The 23,748-nt window shown below is 66.9% G+C and carries 25 protein-coding genes and 1 riboswitch; of the genes, 14 read left to right on the plus strand and 11 right to left on the minus strand.

Going from position 1 to position 23,748, the window contains the following annotated elements; all coding sequences use genetic code 11:
* Positions 1–65: 65 nt before the first annotated feature.
* Entirely contained in the window at positions 66–1,589 is a 1,524-nt protein-coding gene (locus AC4BCK_RS19475; protein WP_251424017.1) for a UDP-N-acetylglucosamine 1-carboxyvinyltransferase, read from the minus strand.
* Between the two features lie 284 nt (positions 1,590–1,873).
* On the opposite strand from AC4BCK_RS19475, the gene AC4BCK_RS19480 reads away from it, so the two are divergent.
* Complete coding sequence (locus AC4BCK_RS19480; protein ID WP_490566935.1) at positions 1,874–2,662, plus strand: glycoside hydrolase family 25 domain-containing protein; 789 nt, start codon at positions 1,874–1,876, stop codon at positions 2,660–2,662.
* A 13-nt stretch (positions 2,663–2,675) separates the two neighbouring features.
* Here the strand turns inward: AC4BCK_RS19480 and AC4BCK_RS19485 are convergent, their stop codons facing one another.
* The 3 genes from AC4BCK_RS19485 to AC4BCK_RS19495 are packed head-to-tail and all read right to left on the minus strand — an operon-like array spanning position 2,676 to position 5,652.
* Complete coding sequence (locus AC4BCK_RS19485) at positions 2,676–3,476, minus strand: energy-coupling factor transporter transmembrane component T family protein (protein ID WP_174176163.1); 801 nt, start codon at positions 3,474–3,476, stop codon at positions 2,676–2,678.
* Positions 3,473–5,029, minus strand: a complete 1,557-nt coding sequence (locus AC4BCK_RS19490; RefSeq protein ID WP_251424023.1) for an ABC transporter ATP-binding protein — start codon at positions 5,027–5,029, stop codon at positions 3,473–3,475. Before AC4BCK_RS19490 ends, AC4BCK_RS19485 begins: the two co-directional genes overlap by 4 nt.
* Positions 5,029–5,652, minus strand: a complete 624-nt coding sequence (locus AC4BCK_RS19495) for an ECF transporter S component (RefSeq protein ID WP_174176159.1) — start codon at positions 5,650–5,652, stop codon at positions 5,029–5,031. The genes AC4BCK_RS19490 and AC4BCK_RS19495 overlap by 1 nt, the downstream gene beginning before the upstream one ends.
* Before the next feature lie 64 nt (positions 5,653–5,716).
* Positions 5,717–5,856: riboswitch (TPP riboswitch) on the minus strand.
* Positions 5,857–5,928: 72 nt separating this feature from the next.
* On the opposite strand from AC4BCK_RS19495, the gene AC4BCK_RS19500 reads away from it, so the two are divergent.
* The 6 genes from AC4BCK_RS19500 to AC4BCK_RS19525 all read left to right on the plus strand — a co-directional run bounded on the left by AC4BCK_RS19500 (position 5,929) and on the right by AC4BCK_RS19525 (position 9,219).
* A complete protein-coding gene (locus AC4BCK_RS19500) occupies positions 5,929–6,471 on the plus strand; it encodes a heme-degrading domain-containing protein (protein ID WP_364271146.1) in 543 nt (180 codons plus the stop codon).
* A 127-nt stretch (positions 6,472–6,598) separates the two neighbouring features.
* A complete protein-coding gene (locus AC4BCK_RS19505; RefSeq protein WP_310113317.1) occupies positions 6,599–6,808 on the plus strand; it encodes a hypothetical protein in 210 nt (69 codons plus the stop codon).
* 113 nt (positions 6,809–6,921) lie between these two features.
* Entirely contained in the window at positions 6,922–7,425 is a 504-nt protein-coding gene (locus tag AC4BCK_RS19510; RefSeq protein ID WP_364319119.1) for a DUF4383 domain-containing protein, read from the plus strand.
* A gap of 67 nt (positions 7,426–7,492) precedes the next feature.
* Positions 7,493–8,548: an iron-containing redox enzyme family protein gene (locus AC4BCK_RS19515; protein ID WP_174176150.1), complete on the plus strand. Its 1,056-nt coding sequence runs from the start codon at positions 7,493–7,495 to the stop codon at positions 8,546–8,548.
* Between the two features lie 102 nt (positions 8,549–8,650).
* Positions 8,651–8,866 carry a CDGSH iron-sulfur domain-containing protein gene (locus AC4BCK_RS19520; RefSeq protein ID WP_471899232.1) on the plus strand — a complete coding sequence of 72 codons (216 nt, stop codon included), beginning with the start codon at positions 8,651–8,653 and terminating at the stop codon, positions 8,864–8,866.
* An 89-nt stretch (positions 8,867–8,955) separates the two neighbouring features.
* Positions 8,956–9,219 (plus strand): DUF4235 domain-containing protein, encoded by a 264-nt coding sequence (locus tag AC4BCK_RS19525; RefSeq protein WP_066279890.1) that lies wholly within the window; start codon positions 8,956–8,958, stop codon positions 9,217–9,219.
* 73 nt (positions 9,220–9,292) lie between these two features.
* Here AC4BCK_RS19525 and mnhG read toward each other — a convergent pair whose 3' ends face one another.
* From mnhG to AC4BCK_RS19555, 6 genes are read right to left on the minus strand one after another with little or no spacing between them, the layout of a single operon-like run.
* Positions 9,293–9,694, minus strand: a complete 402-nt coding sequence (gene mnhG / locus AC4BCK_RS19530; RefSeq protein WP_104188514.1) for a monovalent cation/H(+) antiporter subunit G — start codon at positions 9,692–9,694, stop codon at positions 9,293–9,295.
* The gene (locus AC4BCK_RS19535) at positions 9,684–9,962 is read right to left on the minus strand and encodes an MrpF/PhaF family protein (protein WP_066279895.1); all 279 of its coding nucleotides are present in this window, start codon (positions 9,960–9,962) and stop codon (positions 9,684–9,686) included. Before AC4BCK_RS19535 ends, mnhG begins: the two co-directional genes overlap by 11 nt.
* Entirely contained in the window at positions 9,959–10,504 is a 546-nt protein-coding gene (locus tag AC4BCK_RS19540; RefSeq protein ID WP_174176146.1) for a Na+/H+ antiporter subunit E, read from the minus strand. Before AC4BCK_RS19540 ends, AC4BCK_RS19535 begins: the two co-directional genes overlap by 4 nt.
* Complete coding sequence (locus AC4BCK_RS19545) at positions 10,501–12,105, minus strand: Na+/H+ antiporter subunit D (protein ID WP_363939290.1); 1,605 nt, start codon at positions 12,103–12,105, stop codon at positions 10,501–10,503. The genes AC4BCK_RS19540 and AC4BCK_RS19545 overlap by 4 nt, the downstream gene beginning before the upstream one ends.
* Positions 12,102–12,719: a Na(+)/H(+) antiporter subunit C gene (locus AC4BCK_RS19550; RefSeq protein ID WP_490566371.1), complete on the minus strand. Its 618-nt coding sequence runs from the start codon at positions 12,717–12,719 to the stop codon at positions 12,102–12,104. Before AC4BCK_RS19550 ends, AC4BCK_RS19545 begins: the two co-directional genes overlap by 4 nt.
* Positions 12,716–15,787, minus strand: coding sequence for a Na+/H+ antiporter subunit A (locus AC4BCK_RS19555; RefSeq protein ID WP_251424030.1), 3,072 nt, complete (start codon positions 15,785–15,787; stop codon positions 12,716–12,718). Before AC4BCK_RS19555 ends, AC4BCK_RS19550 begins: the two co-directional genes overlap by 4 nt.
* Before the next feature lie 195 nt (positions 15,788–15,982).
* Between AC4BCK_RS19555 and AC4BCK_RS19560 the strand changes: the two genes are divergently transcribed.
* The 7 genes from AC4BCK_RS19560 to AC4BCK_RS19590 all read left to right on the plus strand — a co-directional run bounded on the left by AC4BCK_RS19560 (position 15,983) and on the right by AC4BCK_RS19590 (position 23,057).
* Complete coding sequence (locus tag AC4BCK_RS19560; RefSeq protein WP_366278865.1) at positions 15,983–17,386, plus strand: MFS transporter; 1,404 nt, start codon at positions 15,983–15,985, stop codon at positions 17,384–17,386.
* A gap of 109 nt (positions 17,387–17,495) precedes the next feature.
* Entirely contained in the window at positions 17,496–18,596 is a 1,101-nt protein-coding gene (locus AC4BCK_RS19565; protein ID WP_490566372.1) for a Gfo/Idh/MocA family protein, read from the plus strand.
* Positions 18,593–19,564 (plus strand): DUF6807 domain-containing protein, encoded by a 972-nt coding sequence (locus AC4BCK_RS19570; protein ID WP_490566373.1) that lies wholly within the window; start codon positions 18,593–18,595, stop codon positions 19,562–19,564. Before AC4BCK_RS19565 ends, AC4BCK_RS19570 begins: the two co-directional genes overlap by 4 nt.
* A 26-nt stretch (positions 19,565–19,590) precedes the next feature.
* The gene (locus AC4BCK_RS19575) at positions 19,591–20,337 is read left to right on the plus strand and encodes a cupin domain-containing protein (protein WP_490566374.1); all 747 of its coding nucleotides are present in this window, start codon (positions 19,591–19,593) and stop codon (positions 20,335–20,337) included.
* Positions 20,334–21,380, plus strand: a complete 1,047-nt coding sequence (locus AC4BCK_RS19580; protein WP_490566375.1) for a LacI family DNA-binding transcriptional regulator — start codon at positions 20,334–20,336, stop codon at positions 21,378–21,380. Before AC4BCK_RS19575 ends, AC4BCK_RS19580 begins: the two co-directional genes overlap by 4 nt.
* Positions 21,381–21,389: 9 nt before the next feature.
* Complete coding sequence (locus AC4BCK_RS19585; RefSeq protein WP_174176128.1) at positions 21,390–21,872, plus strand: cation:proton antiporter regulatory subunit; 483 nt, start codon at positions 21,390–21,392, stop codon at positions 21,870–21,872.
* A gap of 6 nt (positions 21,873–21,878) precedes the next feature.
* Complete coding sequence (locus AC4BCK_RS19590; RefSeq protein ID WP_174176126.1) at positions 21,879–23,057, plus strand: cation:proton antiporter; 1,179 nt, start codon at positions 21,879–21,881, stop codon at positions 23,055–23,057.
* A 36-nt stretch (positions 23,058–23,093) separates the two neighbouring features.
* On the opposite strand, the gene dcd is transcribed toward AC4BCK_RS19590, so the two are convergent.
* The gene (gene dcd / locus AC4BCK_RS19595; RefSeq protein ID WP_104188486.1) at positions 23,094–23,669 is read right to left on the minus strand and encodes a dCTP deaminase; all 576 of its coding nucleotides are present in this window, start codon (positions 23,667–23,669) and stop codon (positions 23,094–23,096) included.
* Positions 23,670–23,748: the final 79 nt, after the last annotated feature.

Raw genomic sequence — 23,748 nt, forward strand, 5'->3', positions numbered from 1 at the left:
TGTCATTCTGCGGCAGGTAGGAAGATTTTGGAGGGGCTCCGCCATTCATGACGAACCGTGAATGATCAGTCCTGGAAGTACTCCACCTTCGCGCCAATGGCGTTCAACCGCTCCGCCAGGTCCTCGTAGCCGCGCTCAATGACGTAGATGTTCCGCAGCTCTGACACTCCACGTGCGGCAAGCATCGCCAGCAGCAGGCAGGCGGCAGGGCGCAGTGCAGGCGGGCAGCCCACCTCCGCGGCACGCCATTTCGTGGGCCCGTTGACATAGATCCGGTGCGGATCCAGCAGCTGCACCTGAGCGCCCAGCCGGTTGAGTTCCGTCAGGTAGATCGCCCGGTTTTCGTAGACCCAGTCATGGATCATGGTCTGGCCCTGGGCATTCGCGGCAATGACGGCGAAGAAGGGCAGGTTGTCTATGTTGAGCCCCGGGAACGGCATGGGATGGATCTTGTCCTCCGGAGCATGCAGCTCCGAAGGCTTGGTGGTGACATCCACCAGGCGCGTCCGGCCATTCCGTGCCATGTACTCGCCCGAGATCTCCAGCTGCTGGCCCATCTGCCCCAGCGTTGCCAGCTCAATTTCCATGAACTCAATGGGCACGCGCCGGATGGTCACCTCGGAATTGGTGACAATGCCCGCGGTGATCAGGCTCATCGCCTCGATGGGGTCCTCCGACGGGAAGTACTCGATGTCGGCGTCGATGGACGGGCGCCCCGTGATCTTCAGGGTGGTGGTGCCGACGCCCTCGATCTCCACGCCCAGCATCTGCAGGTAGAAGCAGAGATCCTGCACCATGTAGTTGGGGCTGGCGTTCCGGATCACGGTTGTTCCCTCGCGGTGGGCGGCTGCCATGATCGCGTTTTCGGTGACGGTGTCGCCGCGTTCGGTCAGGACGAACGAGCGGTCCCGGGTGTCCGCGGGCGGGGCCTGGACACTGTAGAAGCCCGCGGTGGCCTCCACCGAGAGTCCGAACTGGCGGAGCGCCTGCATGTGCGGTTCAACCGTCCGGGTGCCGAGGTCGCAGCCGCCCGCATAGGGGAGCCGGTATTTTGCTGATTCGTCCAGCAGGGGGCCCAGGAGCATGATGACGCTCCGCGTGCGGCGCGCGGCGTCAACATCCATTGCGTCAAGGTCCAGCACGGCCGGACGCCGGAGCTGCAGGTCGGTGTCGTTAAGCCAGGTGCACTCCACGCCGATGCTGGTCAGGACCTCAACAATCCGGTTTACCTCTTCGATGCGCGCCAGGCGGCGAAGGACAGTGGTGCCCCGGTTGATCAGGCTGGCGCAGAGCAGGGCCACTCCGGCGTTCTTGCTGCTGTTGACGTCCACGGAACCGGAAAGGGTATGTCCGCCTTCAACCCGCAGGTGCGTCATCTGCGGCTTGCCCACGTTCACGATGCTCCTGCCAAAGATTGCTTCGAGGCGTTGGATCATTTTGAGGCTCAGGTTTTGCTTGCCCTGCTCCATCCGGGCAACGGCGCTTTGGCTCGTCCCCAGTTCGGAAGCCAGCTGGCCCTGGGTCCAGCCCTTCTCACTGCGGGCGTCCCTCAACATGGCGGCAACGTGTTCGGTGGTTTCCTGCGTCATAGTCAAGTTTATATCATGAATGAGCTATCAGGCCTGCCTTTAGAGCCTCAGTGAGCGGCAATAACGATTCGTTACCCGTTCCATGCGATAGAGTCGCACAGTTGCGGCACCTTGACCTTCCCGTGCCAACGGCGGGACACTGGATCAGGACCTCTTCGTCCAGCGGCAACGGAGGCAGTATGCGCCGCACACCAGCCAGCGAAATTCCGCCAAGGACCACCCAGCGGGGCAGGGCGCAGTCCTGCAGGGCACAGCCCGCCGGAAACAGCTTGGCCGTGCCGGGAATGTTTGGCCTGCTTCTTGCCGCGCTGCTCCTGGTCACCGGCGTCCCCGCCTACGCCGTTCCCTCACCCGGGGAGGGGCAGCAGTCATTTCTGGGTAACGACATCTCCTGGCCGCAATGCAACGGAAATTTTCCCTCGGAACAGGCGTTTGCCATCGTGGGCGTCAACAATGGCCTGGCCAACACCACGAACCCCTGTCTGTCCGAGCAGCTCAGATGGGCGGAAGATTCTGCCGGCCACCCCGGCCAGCCCACCGTCGCGCTGTACGTCAACACGGCCAATCCCGGCGCCGCCGGCTCCTGGTGGCCGGACAACGACGAGTATCCGGCCGGCCAGGAAGTCCATAACCCCTACGGCCCCTGCAGGGCCGGGGACTACGGCAAGGCCTGCGCCTATATGTACGGCTACGCCAAGGCCTACGACGACGCGTACTTCCGCGGGATCAGCAACCCCTCCTCGTACTTCTGGTGGCTGGACGTCGAAACGGAGAACAGCTGGTCCCGCACCGACAAGGATGCCAACCGGACCGTCCTCGAAGGCATGACCGACTTCTTCCACAGCATCGGAGCCGAGGTGGGGATCTACTCGACCGGCCAGCAGTGGGACCGGATTGTGGGAACAGTCAGCAGCTCGAGCAACCTCTATTCGCTTCCCAGCTGGCTGGCGGGGTCCCTCAACGCCTCTGGCGCGGCGAGCGCCTGCTCACAGGAGCCGCTGACCGGCGGTGGCAAGGTGGTGCTGGCCCAGTTCGTGTCCACGGGCTTCGACTACAACTATGCCTGCCCCTAGGCCGGCCCAGGCGTCAGCTTCCCAGCCACACCATGTTCCAGGTCCCCAGGGACACTGCCGCAACCACCGCTGTTCCCGCCATCACTACGCCCCCGGCAAGCACCCAGGCATCCAGCGCGCTGAAGGTGGATTCGCGTGCCCACGTCCGGCGTCCGCCGCCGAAACCGCGCGCTTCCATGGTCACTGCCAGCCGTGACGCCCGGCGGATTGCCTGCACCAGGAGCCCGAAGCTCTGCCCCAGCGTCGCCTTCAACCGCTGGACGGCATTGCCACGCGAACCGACGCCCCGGGCCCGGCGCGCCATGCCGATTGTCTGCCACTCTTCCGCCATCAGGCCCACCAGCCTCATGGCCGCAAGGGTCCCCAGCACGAAGCGGTGCGGCAGGCGGGCCTTCTGCGCCAGGGCGTCGGCCAGGTCCGTGGGGTCGGTGCAGCTCATCAGCAGCACCGCCGGAAGGGCGATGGCCAGCCCGCGCAGCATGAAGCCGATCCCAAGTTCCAGCGAGCCTTCGCTCATGGTCCAGATGCCGACGTCGATCAGCGTCCTTCCGCTGTCCGGAGCCAGGATTGAGGTACTCCAGCCCCCCACCGCCGCGGCGAGGATCAGCGGCCAGCCGCGCTGCCACAGCAGCGTCAGCGTGAGGCCTGCGAGCGGGAACAGGAGGAATTCGAAGGCCAGCGCCACTGATGCGGAAACCCAGTCGATCGAAAGCGCCAGTACTGCCGTGATGAGGAAGACGGCGGCGAACTTGCTCAGGGGGTTGGCGCGGGCCAGCAGGGCCTGGTTGCCGCGCAGGTTCAGTTCCTGCCTCATGGCGCCACCGGTTCCGCGGCAGCCATCCGAAGCTCAGTGCCACCCAGCGCGGCGGTGAACTCGGCGTCGTGGGTCACGGACACCACCGCGGTGCCGGAGTCCAGCAGCTCGGACAGGAACGAGGCCAGCTCCGCCCAGGTGTTGGCGTCCTGGCCGAACGTCGGCTCGTCCAGGACGAGCACCCGGGGATGGGCCGCCAGGACCGTGGCCACGGAGAGCCGCCGCTTCTCGCCGCCAGACAGCGTATAGGGGTTCGCGTCCACGAGGTGGGTCAGCCGCAACCGCTCCAGCAGTTCGTCCACGCGCTCCTCGCCGTGGCCCAGGTGCCGCGGACCGAACAGGAGTTCGTCCAGCACCTTCCCGGTGACGAACTGGTGCTCCGGCTCCTGGAACACGGTGCCAATCCGCTCGATGAGCTGCTCGGCCTTCCACTTATAAGGGTCTATCCCGGCGCCACGGCTGAGGTCCAGGGTGGCCGACACCTTTCCTGCCACCGGTTCCAGGAGTCCCGCGAGGGTCAGCGCAAACGTTGACTTGCCCGCCCCGTTGGGGCCCGTGATGGCCAGCGCCTGCCCTGCCCGGACCTGGGCGGAAATATCGTGTTGGACGGGTACCGGGGGTACCTTCCGGAAGCCGCTGCGGCGCGGACGTTCCCGGGAAACCGCAAGGTTCTCGGCCGCCAGCAGAAGGCCGCCGGAGCCGGCTGCCGGATTGCCCGACCGTGCACGCGTGCCAGGAACATACCCGGGCACCCACACACCGGCCGCCGCCAGCATGGTCCGTGCGTCCGCGAGCACCTGGTCCGGAGGACCGTCAAGCAGCACGGCATCTTCAGTGGCGCTGCCCGGCTGCAGCACCACGATCCGGTCCACCAGGTCCTTCCACACGGACACCCGGTGCTCCACCACAACCAGCGTGGCGCCGGTCTTGTCCACGCAGCGGCCCACGGCGTCCCGGACTTCCAGCACACCGGCAGGGTCCAGGTTCGCCGTTGGCTCGTCGAGCAGGATCAGGCCGGGCCGCATTGCGAGGATTCCCGCAAGCGCGAGGCGCTGTTTTTGCCCGCCGGACAGGGCCGACGTCGGGTGGTCAAGCGGCAGGCGGGAAAGGCCGACGTCGTCCAGCGCCTCGTGCACGCGGGCCCAGATGGCGTCGCGGGGCACGGCGAGGTTCTCGGCGCCAAAGGCGACGTCGTCGCCGACGCGGGAGAGGACCACCTGCGTCTCCGGATCCTGCTGCATCAGCCCGGCCCGGCCGCGCTGCTCGCGGGGCACGGCGCCGTCAACCAGCAGCGAGCCCGTCTCGTCGGACTCGCCGGCGTCGCCGCCGTCGTCGTCCATGTCCCCCAGCACCCCGGCCAGGGCATGCAGGAGCGTGGACTTGCCCGCACCGGAGGGCCCCAAAAGGAGCACCCGCTCCCCCGGGCGGATCTCCAGGTCGAGGCCACGGACAGCCGGCTTGGCGCGCCCCGCATGGCGCCATCCCCAGCCGCGGGCTGTGACGGCAGCCGGACGCACCGCAACTGATGCCTCGTGCCGCGAAGGGGCGCCCATCAGGAGAAGACGGGCTCCGTTGCCGCCTTGCGTGATGCAAAGGAGCTCAGGACCCCTGTCCTGGCCAGGCCGCGGGTGGCGATCCAGGACAGTGCGCCGGCGATGATGGCGCCGGAGATGGCAGTGAAGATGATGTACGCCAGCTTGTCGCCGGCGGCGTAGGCGATGTTCCAGCCCCACGGCGCGAAGGAGTCGTTCAGGCCGCAGAAAAGGCCGGCCGCGGCGCCGGCAAGCAGTGCCACGGGCAGGTTGAACTTCCGGTACACGAAGATGGCGAAGATGATCTCGGCACCCAGGCCCTGGACGAATCCGGAGAACAGTACCGACGCACCGTACTGGGAGCCCATGAGCAGTTCACCCGTGGCGGCCACCGTCTCGCAGAAGAGCGCGGCGCCGGGCTTGCGGATGATGAGCATGCCCAGGACGGCCGGGATCATCCAGCCGCCGGCAATCAGGCCGGTCAGGGGCGGGTAGACGGCGTTCATGGGTCCGGAGACTGCGGCCGCCCCCTGGGACCAGGCCCAGAAAATGACGCCGCCGGCAACGGCGATAAGGGCCGCCACCACGATGTCCACGACGCGCCAGGACTTGCCGGCGGGCTTCTTGATTGCTGTTGTTGCCATGTGGTCCTCCTGAGGAACAGGAGGGGAAAGTGGACGCGGTTGCCGGCACTGCTGCCGCTGCGCGCACTTCGAGAACTCGACTCCCTTGCGCCGGTACTAACCGGATCAGGTTCGAGGGTCTGCGGCTGTCCGCACTCTCAGCGCCCACCTGCGGTCCCTGGCCTGGCCAGTGATGCCGACGGCGGCGCTCCCCTGTCGTTGAATGATTCTGTTGGTGAAATATCCGCCCTGTTGGGCGTGGTCCAGTTTACCGCAGGGAGGGGTAGATTGTGGGCCATGACAGCGAATCCACCAGATGTGACCGGGTATGATCCGGATTCCCGCGATGCCCAGCCGGAGGGATCCCTGGAGGCCTTGATCGCGCGGATTGAGGCGGAGATCCGGGAACTCCAGTTTCCCGGCTTCTCCCTGGACGACTCCCTGAACCTGGGGCTGCTCCTCGTGGAGCTGGGCAAGGAGCGCGGGCTTCCCATCGCCATCGACATCACCAAGGGCGAGCAGGTCCTCTTCCACGTGGCCCTGCCGGGGGCAACACCGGACAACGGGCACTGGATCCGGGCCAAGAAACGGACCGCAGCCCGGTACGAGGTTCCTTCCCTGCTGGTGGGGCTGCGCGCCCGGCTCAGCGGCGGACGTATCGAAGACAATGCCTGGTTCGACCAGGCCCTCTACGCTGCGCACGGCGGCTCCTTCCCCTTGTACGTCACTGGGGTGGGCGCCGTAGCAACCGTCACCGTGTCCGGATTGCCGCAGCTGCAGGACCATGACCTGGTGGTCGAGGCCCTCCGCGACATCCTCCGTTCGGCCGGCGCGGAGTAACGCCCTGCAAGCCAGCGGAGTGGCGCCCCCGGCCGGCCGGCATGGCAGGTCTTCCTGGCATGGACACCCCAGTGAGGCCGGGAGTACATTCGAGCGCAGTGGCGGGTGATCAATCCAGGAGGGCGCCGTGACCGGTCCAGCAACCGAGAACCAGGTCCGGGCGGCGCTGGACAAAGCCTGGGACGAGATGATTTTCATCGGTCCGGACCACCCCTACTATTCCCTGCTGGCGGAACTGGTGTCCGCCGTCGGGAAGTCCTGGCAGCAAGGCTACGACCACGGCCGCCGCGGAGGTCCGCACACCAACCCCTACTCATGGGCCGGCCCGGGAGGCTAGCAGCCTGCGCGCGGAGTGCGGGCGCACAACGCCGGCACAATACAAAGGCTGCTTAGCAATTATTTAGTAATCATGCTTACTATGTTGTCTCCAGCGTTTGAGGAGTACAGCACATGGCAGCCAGCATCCGCCGGGCAGGCGCCCGCACAGGCCTGCAGAAGGCTGCCCTCGCAACGGGCGCCGTGTTCTGCCTGGCCGGCATCCTTGGATTCGTTCCCGGCATCACTTCCAACCATGACGCGCTCCGCCTGGCCGGACACGCCTCAGGAGCATTGCTGCTCGGGATCTTCCAGGTATCCGTCCTCCATAACGCCGTGCACCTGCTCTTCGGCGTCGCCGGCGTCCTGATGTCGCGCACCCACCCGCAGGCACGGAACTTCCTCATCTACGGCGGCGTCATCTACCTGGTCCTCTGGCTGTACGGCCTTCTGGTCGGTGACCCCACCCCTGCCAACTTCCTCCCCGCAAACGATGCGGACAACTGGCTCCATCTGGTCCTTGGCCTGGCCATGATTGCCCTGGCCATCATGCTGGCCCGCGGGCCCGTCCCCGCCGCAGCCGGCGCCGACACCGGTAGCACCGCCACATCTCCAGCGCCCGGCACCCGCGGCCGCTGACACATCCCCGGCCGGGCCCCAGTGCAGGGAGCACGGAACCGGCCCACGCCAGACCTGAAGGAGCACCATGAAAATCCCAGCAGCAAGGGGTCCAGTCAGCACCGCACTGTTCAGCGCCCTCACAGCGGCACCGGGCACAGATGAGGGCGCCCTTGACGCGTTGCACCGCTCGGTGGCCGGCCATCTCCCGGCAACCCGGGACATCATTGGCGACGACGACCTCCAGCTGGCGCTCTTCTGCCTCTACGAGCTCCACTACTCGGGCCTTGAGGGTGTGAGTGACGAGTGGGAGTGGGCGCCGGAACTGATCCGGGTGCGCCAGATGCTGGAAAAGCCGTTCGAAGCCGCGCTCCGGGACGCAGCCGCGGAGGCTGCCGGTGACCTGGAACTTCCCGCCGGACCCGGTGCCACCAGCGACGCTGTGGCGGACGTCCTGTTCGGCCTGGCCGCACGCGACACCGGCCCCAGCCTCTCCCGCTATGTGGCCCGGAAAGCCAGCCTGGGCCAGCTCAAGGAATTCCTGATCCACAAGTCCATCTACCAGCTGAAGGAAGCCGATCCGCACACCTTCGCCATCCCCCGGCTCTCCGGCCGGCCCAAAGCGGCACTGGTGGAAATCCAGGCGGACGAGTACGGCGGCGGACGGCCCGAGCGGATGCACAGCGCCCTTTTCGCCCGCACCATGCGGGGCCTGGGAATGGAGGACGGGTACGGGGCATACGTGGACGCCGTCCCTGCGGTCTCCCTCGCTGCCGTGAACCTGATGTCCCTTTTCGGCCTTAACCGCCGGCTCCGGGGGGCCATCACGGGACATCTGGCCATCTATGAGATGACGTCCTCCCAGCCCAACCGCCTGTACGGCAGGGGCTTCCGGCGCCACGGATTCACTACAGACGTCACCCACTACTTCGACGAGCATGTGGAGGCCGACGCCGTCCATGAACAGATTGCCGGCCGGGACCTTGCGGGCGGGCTGGTTGAAGCCGAACCCCACCTTCTGGCGGACGTCCTGTTCGGAGCCACGGCCGTCATGGCCGTGGACGGCAGGCTGTCCGCGCACATCCTGCAGTCCTGGGAAAACGGCGGAACCTCGCTGAGGCAGGCACTGCCTGCTGCGGCCTGAGCACCAAGGCATGAACCCCGCTGACCAGATCAGGCCAGGCCCCACGCAGGCATCAACCGAAACCTCCACCAGATTTCCCAGCACCCCAGAGCAGGAGCAGAGATGAACCAGGAACCCACCGAGAGCTCCATTGTGGTCTGCCCCGACGGGCCCCTTATTGTGCGCGGCGATTTCGAGCTGGTCACACCGTCCGGCGAACCGGTTCCCCGTGACCGCAAAACGGTGGCGCTGTGCCGGTGCGGCGCCTCAGCCATCAAGCCCTACTGCGACGGCACCCACAAGATGATCAAGTTCCGCACCGAATCCCCGTCAGCCTGAACAAGCGACGCGTCACGCTGGGCAGGGACCCGGCAAACGCCAGATAGGCTAGGGACAGCCCGTTTTCCGCCCGCAAGGAGTACTCAGGAATGAACCTTTTCATCAAGCTGCTCGGCACCGGCGTGAGCCTCGGCGCCGGCTTCGTCGGCACCAAGCTGGTCAACACCATCTGGGAAAAGTCCACCGGGCGCAAGCCGCCCACCGGCAAGGACGAGGACGTCCCCACGAGCCTGCAGTCCGCGCTGACGTTCGCGCTGATCTCGGCCTCTGTCAGCACCATCATCCAGGTCCTGGCCAACCGAGGCACCCAGCGGGCCATCACCCGGTTCGCCAAGAGCCAGGACATCGTCTAGCGGAGTCCAGCACCCGCAGCCCCGGCCAACAGGGAAGTTTTACTCAGCTCCCGGGGCCACTCCAAACCAGCACTCAGCCGTCGCCGGAACCGTCCTCACGGGCGGCTTTGGCGGCGGCTTTTTGCACCACGGCCTCAAGCTCATCCGAGGTGAGGAGTTCGCGGTGCAGGTGCTTGGTGCGGTAACCGGCGCGCCCCACCATGTGCGCAGAGACCGGCACGGTGAGCAGCTGGAAGATCCAGGCCACCAGCAGCACGGGCCACACCCACCAGGTCCGCATCTGCAGGCCGATGGATGCCAGGAGCAGGAACAGCCCCAAAACCTGGGGTTTGGTGGCGGCATGCATGCGGCTCAGGAGGTCGGGGAAGCGCAGCAGGCCGATGGCCGCCCCCAGGGACATGGTGGCCCCAACAATCATGAACACCGCGGACAGCACGTCCACCCAGGCATCCAGGCCAGTGGAATCAGGACTCATTGGGCTGCTCCCTACGGTCTGCCACAAACCTTGCCACCGTCACGGACCCGATGAAGCCGATGATCGAGATGGCCACCACCAGCATCAGGTTGTTGAGGTGCCGGTTGACGGCCATGTCCACGCACAGGGCACCGCCCAGGATGGCCAACAGGACATCCGTGGCCAGCACCCGGTCCAGCAGCGACGGGCCGCGGGAGATCCTGATGATTGCGCCGACTGCCGCGAGCGAGAAGATCACGGCGGTCACTGCCAGGACGATCTGCATCATGCGGTCGCCTCCGTCCGCAAAATCTCGAGCTCTTCCCTGGTACCCATGATCCTGATCAGCCCCGCTTCGATGGACAGCACCTCGTTCTTCAGGTTTTCGACGTCCTGCGGGGAGCTGATGTTCAGCGCGTGCAGGTAGAGTGTGGAGGTTGACCGGTCCACCTCGACCACCAGGGAACCGGGAATCAGGGAAATCACGTGGCCTGTGGCTGTGACCAGGAGGTCCTGGTGGCTGCGCAGGGTCACCGCCACCACGGCGTTCTTCACCCTGGGGCCCCGCGACACGGCAAGGTAGAGGAGCTGCATGCTGGCCATCACCACCTTGGCCAGGAACGTGAGCGCGAACGGAACGGCATACAGGATGTTGAAGCGTCCGCTGAGCTCCACCGGCGGAAGGTAGAACAGGCGTGCCACGGCTACTGACAACAGGGCTCCGAAAAGGAGGTTGCCCGGGCTGAAATCCTGCCACAGCGCACCCCAGACAATGACCAGCCACACCAGGAGCGGAAGCTCCTGGCGCAGTGAGATGCGCCGGCGGCTCATTTTCCTCCCCCTGCGGTAAGGACCATGGGAACCTCGGTGTCTGCGCCCAGGACTGCCTGGATGTAGGAGGACCTGTCCAGCATGTCGTGCGCGGCCTGGTCCGAGACCATGAACAGCGGCCCCGCGAAGACAGTCAGCCCGATGCCCAGGACCACCAGCCCGATGGTGGAACCCACCATGGTGCGCGGCAGCAGGGTGACGGTGTTCGGCTTGGCTCCCGGCCCGGTAACGCGGGCGGCAGGCGTTGCCAGCAGCACGGGATCCGGGTGTTCGGCGTCGGAAGGCCTGCGCCAGAACGCGCGGTTCCATACCCTGGCCACCGCAAGCAGGGTCAGCAGGCTGGTCAGCACCCCGCCGATCACCAGGACGTATGCCAGCGGTGTTCCCAGTTCAACGCCGGCCTGCATGAGCCCCACCTTCCCCAGGAATCCGGAGAATGGCGGGATCCCTGCCAGGTTCATGGCGGGCACGAAGAAGAGCAGCGCCAGCAGCGGCGACAGCTTGGCGAGCCCGCCCAGCCGGTCCACGGAGGAACTGCCGCCCCGGCGTTCGATCAAACCTGTCACAAGGAAGAGCGAGGTCTGGATGGTGATGTGGTGCACCACGTAGAAGACGGCCGCGCCGAGCCCCGCCACGGAGGACATGGCCAGGCCGAAAACCATGTAGCCGATGTGGCTGACCAGGGTGAACGAGAGCAGACGTTTGATGTCGCTCTGCGCCAGGGCGCCCAAAATTCCCACCACCATGGTCAGTAACGCGGCAACCATCAGCGGGGTGTTCAGTGAGTCCCCGGGGAACAGGAGCGTCTCGGTGCGCACCATGGCGTAGACACCCACTTTGGTGAGCAGGCCCGCGAACACGGCAGTGACCGGCGCCGGCGCCGTGGGGTAGGAGTCCGGCAGCCAGAAGGACAGCGGAAAAACGGCGGCCTTGATGCCGAACGCCACCAGCAGCATCACGTGCAGCAGCGTCCTGGTGCCCTGGTCCAGCTCACCGAGCTTGATGGCCAGGTCCGCCATGGTGATGGTTCCGGTGGCGCCGTAGACCATGGCGATCGAGATGAGGAACAGCACCGATGACACCACGGACACCACCACATAGGTGACGCCTGCCCGGATGCGGGGTCCGGTGCCGCCCAGCGTCATCAGCACGTAGCTTGCCGTCAACAGGATCTCGAACCCGACGTAAAGGTTGAAGAGGTCCCCGGAAAGGAACGCATTGGAGACGCCCGCCACCAGGATCAGGTAGGTGGGGTGGAAGATCGAGACGGGCGCATCCTGGTCGCCGTCGGCCATGCCCTGCCCGGTGGCGTACACCAGCACGGCAAGGCTCACCGCCGAGGAGACCACCAGCATCAGCGACGAGAACTGGTCCACCACCAGCACGATGCCCCACGGCGGCAGCCAGCCGCCCAGCGTTACGGCAAACGTGCCGCCGTCCCAGACGGAGGCCAGCAGGAGGCATTCCAGCAGAAGCGTGAGGGAGAGCAGGGCGATACTCACCGCGCGCTGGGCCCGTGAATGGCGGATCAGCATGAAGGTCAGGGCGGCGCCCAGGATGGGAAGTACGACGGCGAGCGGGGCAAGGCTTGCGAGGTTCACTTTCCGCCTCCTTCCGGGCCAGGGGCCACATTGGTGGAGCCGGGTTTTTCTTCGGAGGCTGCCTGCTCGGCCGCCATCTCGCGGCCGCCGGCCAGCAGCGTTGTCCCGGCAGCGCCGTCGTCGGAGGCGCCGCCGTCGGAAACACCGCCGTCGGAAACACTGTGATTGGAAACGCTGTGGCCGTCGGTGCCCAGCATGGTGAGCGGGAACTCTGAGGTCTCGGCGGGGACCTCGGCGTCGTCCTCTGCGTCGAAGCTTGGAGTCTCGGCAACGCGGAGGTCCTCCACGTCATCCTGGATCTCGTCACGGCGCGCCAGCACCCACGTGCGGTAGATGATGCCGAGCATAAAAGCGGTGACGGCAAAGGAAATGACGATGGAGGTCAGGATCAGGGCCTGCGGAAGGGGATCGCTGTAGTCCCCGGCGGCAATGTCCTTTGAGTACAGGGGCGCGAGCCCTGCGTACCCGCCAGTGGCCAGGATCAGGAGGTTGGTGGAATTGGCCAGGAGCATCAGTCCCAGCAGGACACGCGTGAGGCTGCGCTCCAGCACCAGGTAGATGCCGCAGGCGTACAGGGCCCCCATGACGATCAGGAGGGTCAGGTTGATGCTCATGCTTGGCCCTTTGCGGTGGTCTCGGAGGCGGCGCCTTCAGGCTCCTGCTCCGGCGCGGACGGTGTGGCGGAGTCGTCGCCCGCGAACTCCTGCTCCTCGCCGGGGGTTCGGCCGCCCACAGCGGAACGCTGTTCGAAGTGTTCGTCGATTTCGGCGCCCAGGCTCCGCAGGACGTCCAGCACCAGGCCCACCACCACGATGTACACGCCGATATCGAAAATGGTGGAGGTGACGAACTTGATGTCGCCGAACACCGGGAGCCACAGCTCGATGATGGCTGTCTGGAACACCTGGCCGCCGAGCAGCAGCGGCACTGCGCCGGAGGCCGCAGCCACGGCCAGTCCGATCCCAAGGAGCGCACCGGCGCTGACCGGGGTGGCCTCGCGGAGCTCAAACCGTCCTCCCGCCAGGTACCGGATGGTCAGGGCCAAGCCGGCTGTCAGGCCGCCGGCGAAGCCGCCGCCGGGAAGGTTGTGGCCGGCCAGCAGGAGGTACAGCGAGAACATGATCATGGAGTGGAAGATCAGCCGCGTGACCACCTCGAAGATGATGGACCGGCGTTCAGGGGCCAGGGTCCGGCCGGCCACGATCCACGCATCACGGGCAGACGCCGCGAATTTCCGGCTGACGGCCAGCGCCGCCGCGTCCCTGCTGCCGGGGTCAACGCCGCGGTGGCGGCCCACGGTTCCCTCCGCTACCGTGGCGGAGTTCAGGATCCTGTCGCCGCGGCCGCGGACGAAGATGAGGCTCGCCACGCCGGTGGCTGCCAGCGCCAGGACGGTGATTTCACCGAAGGTGTCCCAGGCGCGGATGTCCACGAGCGTCACGTTGACGATGTTCAGTCCGCCGCCGCCCTCGTACGCGAGCCGCGGGAACTCCAGGGACACCGGCGTTGCTATCCGTGCTCCCATGGCGTAAATCGCGGCGAACACCATGGTGACGCCGAAGCCCAGGCCGATGATGACGCGAACCACACGGTATTTGCCGCCGGTCCGGTCGCGGAGCTCGGGCGGCAGGCTGCGCATCGCCAGCACGAAGGCCACCAGGATGATCGTTTCCACCAGCATCTGCGTCAGTGCCAGGTCCGGGGCGCCCTGGAGCGCGAACATCAGGGCGATGCCGTAACCGGTGACGGAAACCATCAGGACTGCCAGGAACCGTTTGTTGGCTTTGACGGCCGCCAGGGCGCCGATCACGATGCCCGCACCCACCACGAGCTGGAGCGGGGAGCCGGGGTCAACCAGGTAGATCCCGTCCGGAAGCGGCTTGCCCGTCACCAGGATCACTGACAGGGGCAGGACAAAGGCGACGCTGAGGATGACGGCCAGGTAGTAGTACAGCGAACCACGCTGGGTGCGTCCGGTGATCCACACCGCTGCGTCATCCAGGCCGCCGATGGTGTACTGGTAGGCCTTGTCCCCGTCCACCCATGGCGGGACCAGGGACTGTGCCCGCGAGACCGCGTTGCGGCCAAGGTACATCGCCAGGCCCAGCGCGAACGTGATGACCGTCAGGCCCAGCGCCGGCGTGAAGCCGTGCCACAGCGCAAGGTAACCGGCCTGCTCAGCGGCCGTTCCGGCGTCGGGAGCAGTGGAGGCAAACAGGGCGGCGTACGGCTGGATCCACGCGTCAACGGGTGCCGGCCACAGCCCGTAGATGATGGTCAACAGGCTGAGGATGGCCGGCGCGGCGAGGAAGGAGGGCCTGATGGCCTTGAAGGGCGTGGGCTCCACGCCGGGCTTGACGGCGAACGCGCCCCACATGAAGCGGGCGCTGTAGGCGAAGGTGAGGATGGATCCCAGGACCAGTCCGGCCAGGACCACCATGCCCCACGGTCCGGCTGCTTCGTCTCCCGCGTGGTGCACGAAGGACTCCAGCACCGATTCCTTGGCCACGAACCCGGCCAGCGGGGGCACTCCGGCCATGGACGCGGCGCCGATGGCGGCAACCACTCCGAGCGCACGGGACGAGCGGAAGACGCCGGACAGCTTGCGGACGTCGCGCGTTCCTGACTGGTGGTCGATGATGCCCACCACCAGGAACAGGGTGGCCTTGAACAGCCCGTGGGCCAGGAGCATGGCGAGCCCTGCGAGCGCCGCGTCCGGTGTGCCCAGGCCCACCACCATGGTGAGGAAACCCAGCTGGCTGACGGTGCCGTAGGCGAGGATGAGCTTGATGTCGGTCTGGCGCAGCGCCCGGTAGCCGCCCACCAGCATGGTGGCCAGGCCCAGGCCCAGCACCACCGGCTGCCAGTACGCCGTTTCGGAGAACCCGGGCGCCAGCCTGGCCACCAGGTAGATGCCGGCTTTGACCATCGCAGCGGCGTGCAGGTAGGCGCTGACCGGCGTGGGTGCGGCCATGGCGCCGGGGAGCCAGAAGTGGAACGGGACCAGGGCGGACTTGGTAATGGCGCCCACCAGGATCAGTACGACGGCGGCGCCCACCATGGCGCCCGTGGCACCGCTTGTGAGGGCGGGCGCCTGCTCCAGGATGCTGGAGATGCGGTAGGTGCCGGCCGCGTGGCCCAGCATGATGAGTCCCACCAGCATGGCCAGCCCGCCGGCAGTGGTGACCATGAGCGCCTGCAAGGCGGACCGCCGCGCAGCCAGCCTGGTGCGGGCGAATCCGATCAGGAGGTAGGACAGGATGGTGGTCAGTTCCCAGAAAATGAACAGCAGCAGCAGGTCATCCGCCGCCACCAGGCCGAACATGGCGCCCGCAAAGGCCAGCAGCTGCGCACCGAAGGCGCCGAGGTCCTGGTCTTTTTTCTTGAAGTACCTGGCGCAATAGACCAGCACCAGCGACCCCACGCCCAGTACCAGCAGGGACATGACCCAAGCCAGCGCGTCCATGCGGAACGCAAGTTCGAGTTGGAGCCCGGGAATCCAGGGGACGGTTTCGCTGATGGACCCCGTTCCGGCGTAGACCGGACCGTGCTGCAGCAGGAGCCAAACGAAGGATGCGGCCGGAACAGCTGCCAGTGCGTAGAACGCGTTGCGGCCCCAGGCCCTGAAGAGGAACGGCGCCAGGACAGCCACCGAAAAGTGCACGGCAAGGACTGTTATCACTGGTATCTCCGCAACGTCAGGGATTCGATTGTCAAAGTTGGAGCAGGCGGTTCATTCGTTGGGTCCGGGAGGGTCCAGTTTATCAAGGCTTCGGCACCCGCCCTGCCCCTCACGACGCCCCGCCCGGCGCGGGGCCCGGTATCCCCGGGGGTTCGCTCCGACTCCTGTTCGCCACGGGCGGATACGATGCATCCTATGAACAGCGCCAGCGCTCCAGGGGCAACGCAGCCGTCCTCGGAACTTGAGTCCGGGAACCCGCGCACCGGCAAAGGCCGCATACTGGCATGGGCTTCATGGGACTGGGGATCCGCAGCCTTCAACGCCGTGATGACAACCTTTGTCTTCACCGTCTACCTCACCTCCAATGCGTTCGGCGGCGAAGACCAGGCCTCGGCGGTCCTGGGCGGTGCCCTGGCGGTCGCCGGCCTGGCGATTGCCCTGCTGGCTCCTGTCACCGGCCAGCGTTCGGATGCGGGCGGCCGGCGCAAGCTGTGGCTGGGAGTCAACACGGCCGCCGTCGCCATCCTTACTGCCCTGTGCTTCTTCGTCTTCCCGCGGCCGGAATTCCTGCTGCTCGGAGTGTCGCTGATAGCCCTGGGCAACGTGTTCTTCGAGTTCGCGGGCGTCAATTACAACGCCATGCTCGCCCAGATCTCCACGCCGCGGAACATCGGCAAGGTCAGCGGATTCGGCTGGGGGGCGGGCTACCTTGGCGGCATCGTTGCCCTGCTGATTGTCCTCCAGCTGTTCGTCCAGCCCAGCTTCGACTGGTTCGGCGCGTCCACCGAGGACAGCCTGAACATCCGGCTGGTAGCTGTTTTCTCGGCCCTCTGGTTCTTCATCTTCGCCCTCCCCGTGCTGTTCGCCGTGCCCGAGCTTCCCCGCGCCGCCCAAGCAAAGCGGCTGGGCCTGCCGGCCAGCTACGGGCTGCTTTTCCGCCGGATCAAGGCCATCTACGCCACCAGCCCCCACACCATCTACTTCCTGCTGGCCAGCGCAGTCTTCCGGGACGGATTGGCCGCCGTCTTTACCTTCGGCGGAATCATCGCTGCGGGTACCTTTGGCTTTGAGCTGTCCGAGGTCATTTTCTTCGCCATCTTCGGCAACGTCGTGGCCGCGGTGGGGGCAGTGCTGGGCGGCCTGCTGGATGACCGGATCGGCCCCAAGCGGGTGATCATCGGCTCGCTGGTGGGGCTCCTGGTTGCGGGCAGCGTCATCCTGGTGCTTGGCAACGGCGACTACACCTTCCTGGGCATGGCCTGGGCCGGCAGCACCACCTTCTGGGTATTCGGGCTTTTCCTGTGCCTGTTCGTGGGGCCCGCCCAGGCCTCGTCACGCGCCTACCTGGCCAGACTGGCGCCGCACGGTGAGTCCGGCGAACTCTTCGGCCTCTATGCCACCACCGGCCGGGCCGTCAGTTTCCTGGCACCCACGCTCTTCACCCTCAGCATCACCCTTGCGGCTCCCCTGGTGGCGCCCGGCGAGGCACAGCGCTGGGGCATCCTGGGCATCATGGTGGTGCTGCTGGCCGGACTGCTCGTCCTGCTGCCCGTCAAGTCGCCGGACGAGGCGCCCATCGCGGTCGTGCCTGCCGCCTGACGCCCGCAGGTTGACGTGGGACTCCCTGCTGATGACCCCTTGACGCCTCATGTTATCGATCACATAATTGTGATCGATAACATGAATCCTTTCAATGACGAGGAGCACCATGACAAAGGCCCAACATCGTCCCCGCGTGGGGATCGTCGGCACGGGCGGCATTGCCCATGCCCATGCGGAAGCCCTGAAGCTGGCGGGCGCGGAGCTCGTCGTGGCGGTGGATATCGACCCGCGCAGGGCAACAGAATTTGCGGAAAAGGTGGGTGTCGCCCAGACCGCCCCCACCCTGGCCGTCGCAGCGGAAACGGAACTGGACCTGGTCGCCGTCTGCACGCCGCCGTCGTCGCACGCACCCCTGGCCCTGGAGGCCATGGCGCTGGGCATGGACGTGGTGCTGGAGAAGCCGCCCGCCCTGTCGCTCCGGCAGCTGCGTGGGCTGCAGGAAGCGGAACTCGCCACGGGCAGGCGGGTCAGCTGCATCTTCCAGCACCGCTTCGGCACGGGCGCCCGGAAGCTGGCGGACCTGCAGGAGTCCGGAGTCCTGGGCAGCCCGCTCACCGGGTTCTGCAACACCCTCTGGTTCCGGGACCAGGCGTACTTTGACGTTCCGTGGCGCGGCCAGTGGGACGTTGAGGGCGGCGGACCCACCATGGGGCACGGCATCCACCAGTTCGATCTCCTTCTGCACCTCTGGGGACCCTGGCAGGAAGTGACGGCATTCGCCGGAAAGCTGGCCCGCCGTACGGAGACGGAGGACGTCTCCACCGCCATCGTGCGGTTCGAGTCAGGTGCGTTGACCACCGTCATCAACTCGGTGATCTCGCCGCGGGAAACCTCCCAGCTGCGGTTCGACTACGAACATGCCACGGTGGAACTGGAACACCTCTACGGCTACGACGACTCGAACTGGCGTTTCACGCCGGCACCCGGCCAGGAGCACCTCGCAGCTGCGTGGACGGACGGCCCGGCCAGCACACCCAGCGGCCATTCGGCACAGTATGCCCGGATCATCGAAGCCGTCAGCACCGGGACCGTTCCGCCGGTCACGCTCGCTGACGCCTGGCCCACCATGGAGCTCGCCGCCGCAACCTACGCATCCGCCATCACCGGCGAGACCGTCCGCCGCGGCGACATCACTGAAGGAAACCCCTTCTTCGACCGTGCCGACGGCCGGCTGGAACCCTGGAAACTGGAAAAGAGCCCCGCATGAGCACCGCCGCCGGAACAACTGCTGCCCCAGCAACCGCACACCAGCTCGGCTGGACGGACGATGGCGCCGCCGTCGAAATCTCACTGGACGGCGTGCCCGTCCTTACCTACACCTATGCCGCAGAGGATCCCCAGGCGGAATCGCCCCGGCCGTACTTCCACCCGGTCCGCACCAGGGGAGGCGACCTGGTGAGCGCTTACCGCCCGCACGACCACGTGTGGCACAAAGGCATCGCCTGGTCCCTGCCGCACCTTGGTCCGGACAACTTCTGGGGCGGCCCCAGCTACCGGCGCGGCCAGGATTACCAGTGGCTGCCCAACAACGGTGCCATGCGGCACCTGGAAACCATCAGGGCAGCGGACGACGACGGCACGTTCAGTTTTGCGCACCGGCTGCAGTGGATGACCCAGCAGGGCGCGCCCGTGGTCGAGGAGGAGAGGTCCTTCCGGGTGGTGCCGGGGACGGACGCCAGCTACACCCTCGTCTTCGACACCGCCATGACCAACGTGTCCGGAGCGGACATCCACATCGGCTCCCCCACCACGGAGGGCCGTGACAACGCAGGATACGGCGGCCTGTTCTGGCGCGGCCCCCGCTCCTTCGCAGGCGGAACCATCATGGGACCCGGCGGTGCCACCGGCGAGGAACTCCGCGGCCAGCGGGCCCCCTGGCTTTCCTTCGTGGGGCAGCATGACGAAACCTGCCGCTATTCAACGCTGGTGATGGTTGACGATCCCGGCAGCGTGCATCCGGAGCCGGAATGGTTCGCCCGGTCCGAACCGTTTGCCTGCATGGGCCCTGCCCCGTTCTTCAGCCAGGAAGTCCTGTTCCAGGCAGGAGCCACCCTCCGTTTCCGGTACGGGGTTGTGGTTGCGGACGGCGCATCGGACCGGAACAGGGCGGAAGCGCTGGCAACGGCGGCCCGCGGTGTCCTGGCGGCTGCGCCGGCATCCCCGGCAGGGACGTGAGCGGCGGAGAGGTGAGCAGCGGACCGATGAACAGCGGGAAGGACCAGCCCCCTCCGCCCCCGCGATTTCCAGGCGGCACCGCAGTCAGCAGGCTCCGGGTATATGACTGGGAGTCCGCCGACGGCTTGTGCGGCGGCTCCCCGCACCTCCACACGGTGTCCTCCGAGGCCTACGTGGTCACGGCCGGCACTGGAGCGGTGCACACCATTTCGATGGCAGGCATCCAGCAGCACGGGCTGGCGGCCGGGTCGCTGGTGTGGTTCAGCCCCGGCACCGTCCACCGGCTGGTGAACACGGACGGGCTCACCCTCAACGTGATCATGTCCAACGCCGGCCTGCCTGAGGCCGGAGACGCCGTCCTGACTTTTCCACGCCGCATCCTCCAGGACCCGGACCTGTACGCGGCGCATGCCGCCCTCCCCCGGGATGCAAAAGAAAGCGAGGTTGCGGCGGCAGCACGGAGGCGGCGCGACCTCGCCCTGGAAGGATACGCCGAACTGCATACATCGGTGCTGCGGGACGGCACTCCCGCGCTTGCGGAGTTCCACCGCGCGGCCGCCCGCCTGGTCCGCCCGCGCGTCGGGCACTGGAAGGAACTCTGGTCCGCCAACGTCCAGAGCCAGGTAAAGGCAACGGAGCAGGCCCTCCGCGAGCTGGCAGACGGCTCGGCAGCGTCCCTGGCGGGCGCAGCGGCAGCCAGCGCCGAACAGCGCCCGGGCGAGGGGTTTGGCATGTGCGGGCGCCTCACCACCTGGGAGGATTCCAGGCTGTGACACCATCCCCCGCCGCCGCCCGGCCGCCTGCCCGTGCAGCCACGATCTACGAGGTGGCACGGCTGGCCGGCGTCTCGCACCAGACTGTCTCCCGGTTCATGGCCGACCGCTCCAAGCTGAAGGCCTCCACGTCGGAAAAGGTGGAACGGGCCATGGCGGAACTGAACTACTCGCCCAACCTCACCGCCCGGTCGCTGCGGACCAAGGCCGCGTACCGGGTCCTGGCACTGGTGCCCGGATCCTCGCCGTACTTTCCGTCCCGGATGCTCAACGGCGCGGCCGCAGCCGCCCGGGAAGCCGGGTACCACCTGGACGTCGTCGCCCTGGAAGGGGCCGGCCCGGAGCGGACGGAGCGGCTCCGGCGGATCCTGGACGGCGGGCCTTTTGCGGGGGCCCTGTCCTTCGTGCCCATTTCCGGGACGGACCTCCTCCAGGCGCAGGAACGGATCCCCATGGTGGTGGCCGGAGAGTACGACGACAAGATGCGTGGCCAGGGCCGGATTTCGGACGGCTCCGCGGCGCAGGCCATCGTGGAGCACTTAGCCGCCCTGGGCCACCGGCGGATCGCCCATATCGCTGGCCCGCAGGAATGGCCCGCAGCCCGCAACCGCCTGGCCGTTTACCGCAAGGCCGTGCACGACGCCGGGCTGGAGGATTCCGGGGTGGCCGAAGCGGAGTGGAGCGCCGCCTCCGGATACACCGCCGCGCAAACCCTCCTGGCCAACCCCTCCTTCACCGCCGTCTTCGCCGCAAACGACCACCTGGCCATCGGGGCCATCCGGGCGCTCCACGATCACGGTCTCCGGGTTCCCGCCGACATCAGCGTCGTCGGCTGGGACGACCACCCCGAATCCGCGTTCCTGGTCCCGTCCCTGACCACCGTCCACATGGACCTGGAGGACCAGGGCAGCCGCGCCATGGAACAGCTGATCGCCGCGTTGAACCCGGGAAACACACCCCCTCCGGAGCCTGGTCCCACGGGCATGCGGCTGGTCCTGCGGGAATCCTCGGGGCCCGCCCCCAAGCATGGCCAGGCAGACTAGTCTGGAACCATGAACGTGGACGAAACCAACCTTCCCGGCCTGGGCCGGCGCAAGGATTTCATGACCGCCTCAGGCCGCCGGATCGGCGTGGTGGAGCGGCGCGAGGGCCAGACCGAGCTCATAGTCTCGGCCTGGGATGATCCGGACACCTGCCAGGCATCCATACCCCTCACCACCGAGGAAGCAGCCACCCTCGGCAATCTCCTGGGCGGGCAGCACCTGGCCATGAAACTGACAGAGGAACACAAGGACGTCCCGGGAATCGTCACCCGGCAGTTCTCCATCGCCCAGGATTCCCCCTTCCAGAACCAGCCCATGGGCAAGGCGTGCATCCGCACCCGGTGCGGCGTCTCCATCGTGGCGATCATGCGCGAAGGCGAGGTGCTCCCGTCGCCGGGACCCGACGTCGTGCTTCACCCCGGTGACCTGCTGGTGGCGGTGGGCACCCAGGAAGGCCTCGACGCGGCGGCCGATATCCTGCGTCACGGATAAGACGGCATGGACCCGCTGGCCCTGACCCTCATTGAACTGGGGGCCGTTGTATTCTGCCTTGGCCTGCTGGCCAGGCTGGCCGGACGGGTCGGAATGTCCCCCATCCCGCTCTACCTCCTCGGCGGACTCGCATTCGGCGCCGGCGGCATCGTCAAGCTCGACGGCATGAAAGAGTTCGCGCACGTCTCCGGCGAGATCGGCGTGATCCTGCTGCTGCTTATGCTCGGCCTGGAATATACGGCGACCGAACTCTTCACCGGCCTGCGCCGCTCCTGGCAGGGCGGCGTGCTGGACCTCGTCCTGAACTTCCTGCCCGGTGCTGCCCTTGCCTACCTGCTGGGCTGGGGCGGGGTGGGCGCCATGGTGCTGGGCGGCGTCACCTACATCTCCTCATCGGGAATTGCCGCCAAGGTCATCACCGACCTGGGCCGGATAGGCAACCGGGAAACACCGGTGGTGCTGTCCATCCTGGTGTTCGAGGACCTGGCCATGGCCGTCTACCTTCCCGTGCTGACCACCATCCTGGCCGGCGTCAGTTTCCTCGGCGGGCTCACCAGCGTGGGCATCGCGCTGGCGGTGGTGAGTGTGGTGCTGATGGTGGCGCTGCGGCACGGGCACCACGTGTCCAAGGCCGTCCACAGCGAGAACTCGGAAGTGTTCCTCCTGAACGTGCTGGGCGCGGCGCTGCTGGTGGCCGGGATAGCCTCGGCCATGCAGGTGTCCGCCGCGGTGGGGGCATTCCTGCTTGGCATCGCAATTTCAGGCGCAACGGCGCACAACGCCACCCGCATCCTCGAGCCGCTGCGGGACCTGTTTGCCGCCATCTTCTTTGTCGCCTTCGGACTCAATACAGATCCCACGTCCATCCCGCCGGTCCTTGGCTGGGCCCTGGTGCTGGCCGTCATCACGGCCGCCACCAAAATGGCGACGGGCATCTGGGCGGCCAAACGCGCCGGCATCGCGCGGCCCGGCCGCCTGCGCGCCGGAGCCACGCTGATCGCACGCGGCGAATTCTCCATCGTCATTGCGGGGCTGGCAGTTGCGTCCGGGGCAGTGCCCGGCGAGCTGGCGGCCCTTGCCACCGCGTATGTCCTGCTGATGGCGGTAGTGGGTCCGCTGGCGGCCCGGTTTGTGGGGCCCGTCAGGGCTGCCCAACCGCCCGCGGGCGTGGCTGCCAGGGCCTGAGGCCCCCTGCCCCGGTGCGGGCTTCAGTGCTGCCTGCTAAATCTCCGTGCGGTGGAAGTTCAGGTGGCTGCGGCTCGCGGTAGGACCGCGCTGGCCCTGGTACCGGTTGCCGTACTCGCCCGAGCCGTAGGGATGCTCCGCGGAGGACGTCAGCCTGAAGAAGCACAGCTGGCCGATCTTCATGCCCGGCCACAGCTTGATGGGCAGGGTGGCCATGTTTGACAGTTCCAGCGTTACGTGGCCTGAGAATCCGGGGTCGATAAACCCGGCCGTGGAGTGGGTCAGGAGGCCCAGCCGGCCCAGGGAGGACTTGCCTTCCAGGCGGGCCGCGATGTCGTCCGGCAGCGTGACGGTCTCGTACGTGGACCCCAGGACGAACTCGCCCGGGTGCAGGATGAACGGCTCGTTCGGCTCCACTTCCACAAGGCGCGTCAGCTCCGGCTGTTCCTCGGCCGGGTCGATGTGGGCGTACTTGTGGTTATCAAACAGGCGGAAGAATTTATCGATCCGGACATCCACGGACGACGGCTGGACCATCGCCGGATCGTACGGCTCGAGCACGATCCGCTGGGAGTCTATTTCGGCACGAATATCGCGGTCAGAGATCAGCACCGTCCCAAATTACCGTATGGCCGCTCCGGGGCAGTTATCCACAGCAACATTTTTTCGTTGTTGCAGAGCGCTCGTGGGG

Source organism: Pseudarthrobacter sp. As-47 (genome assembly GCF_058215595.1).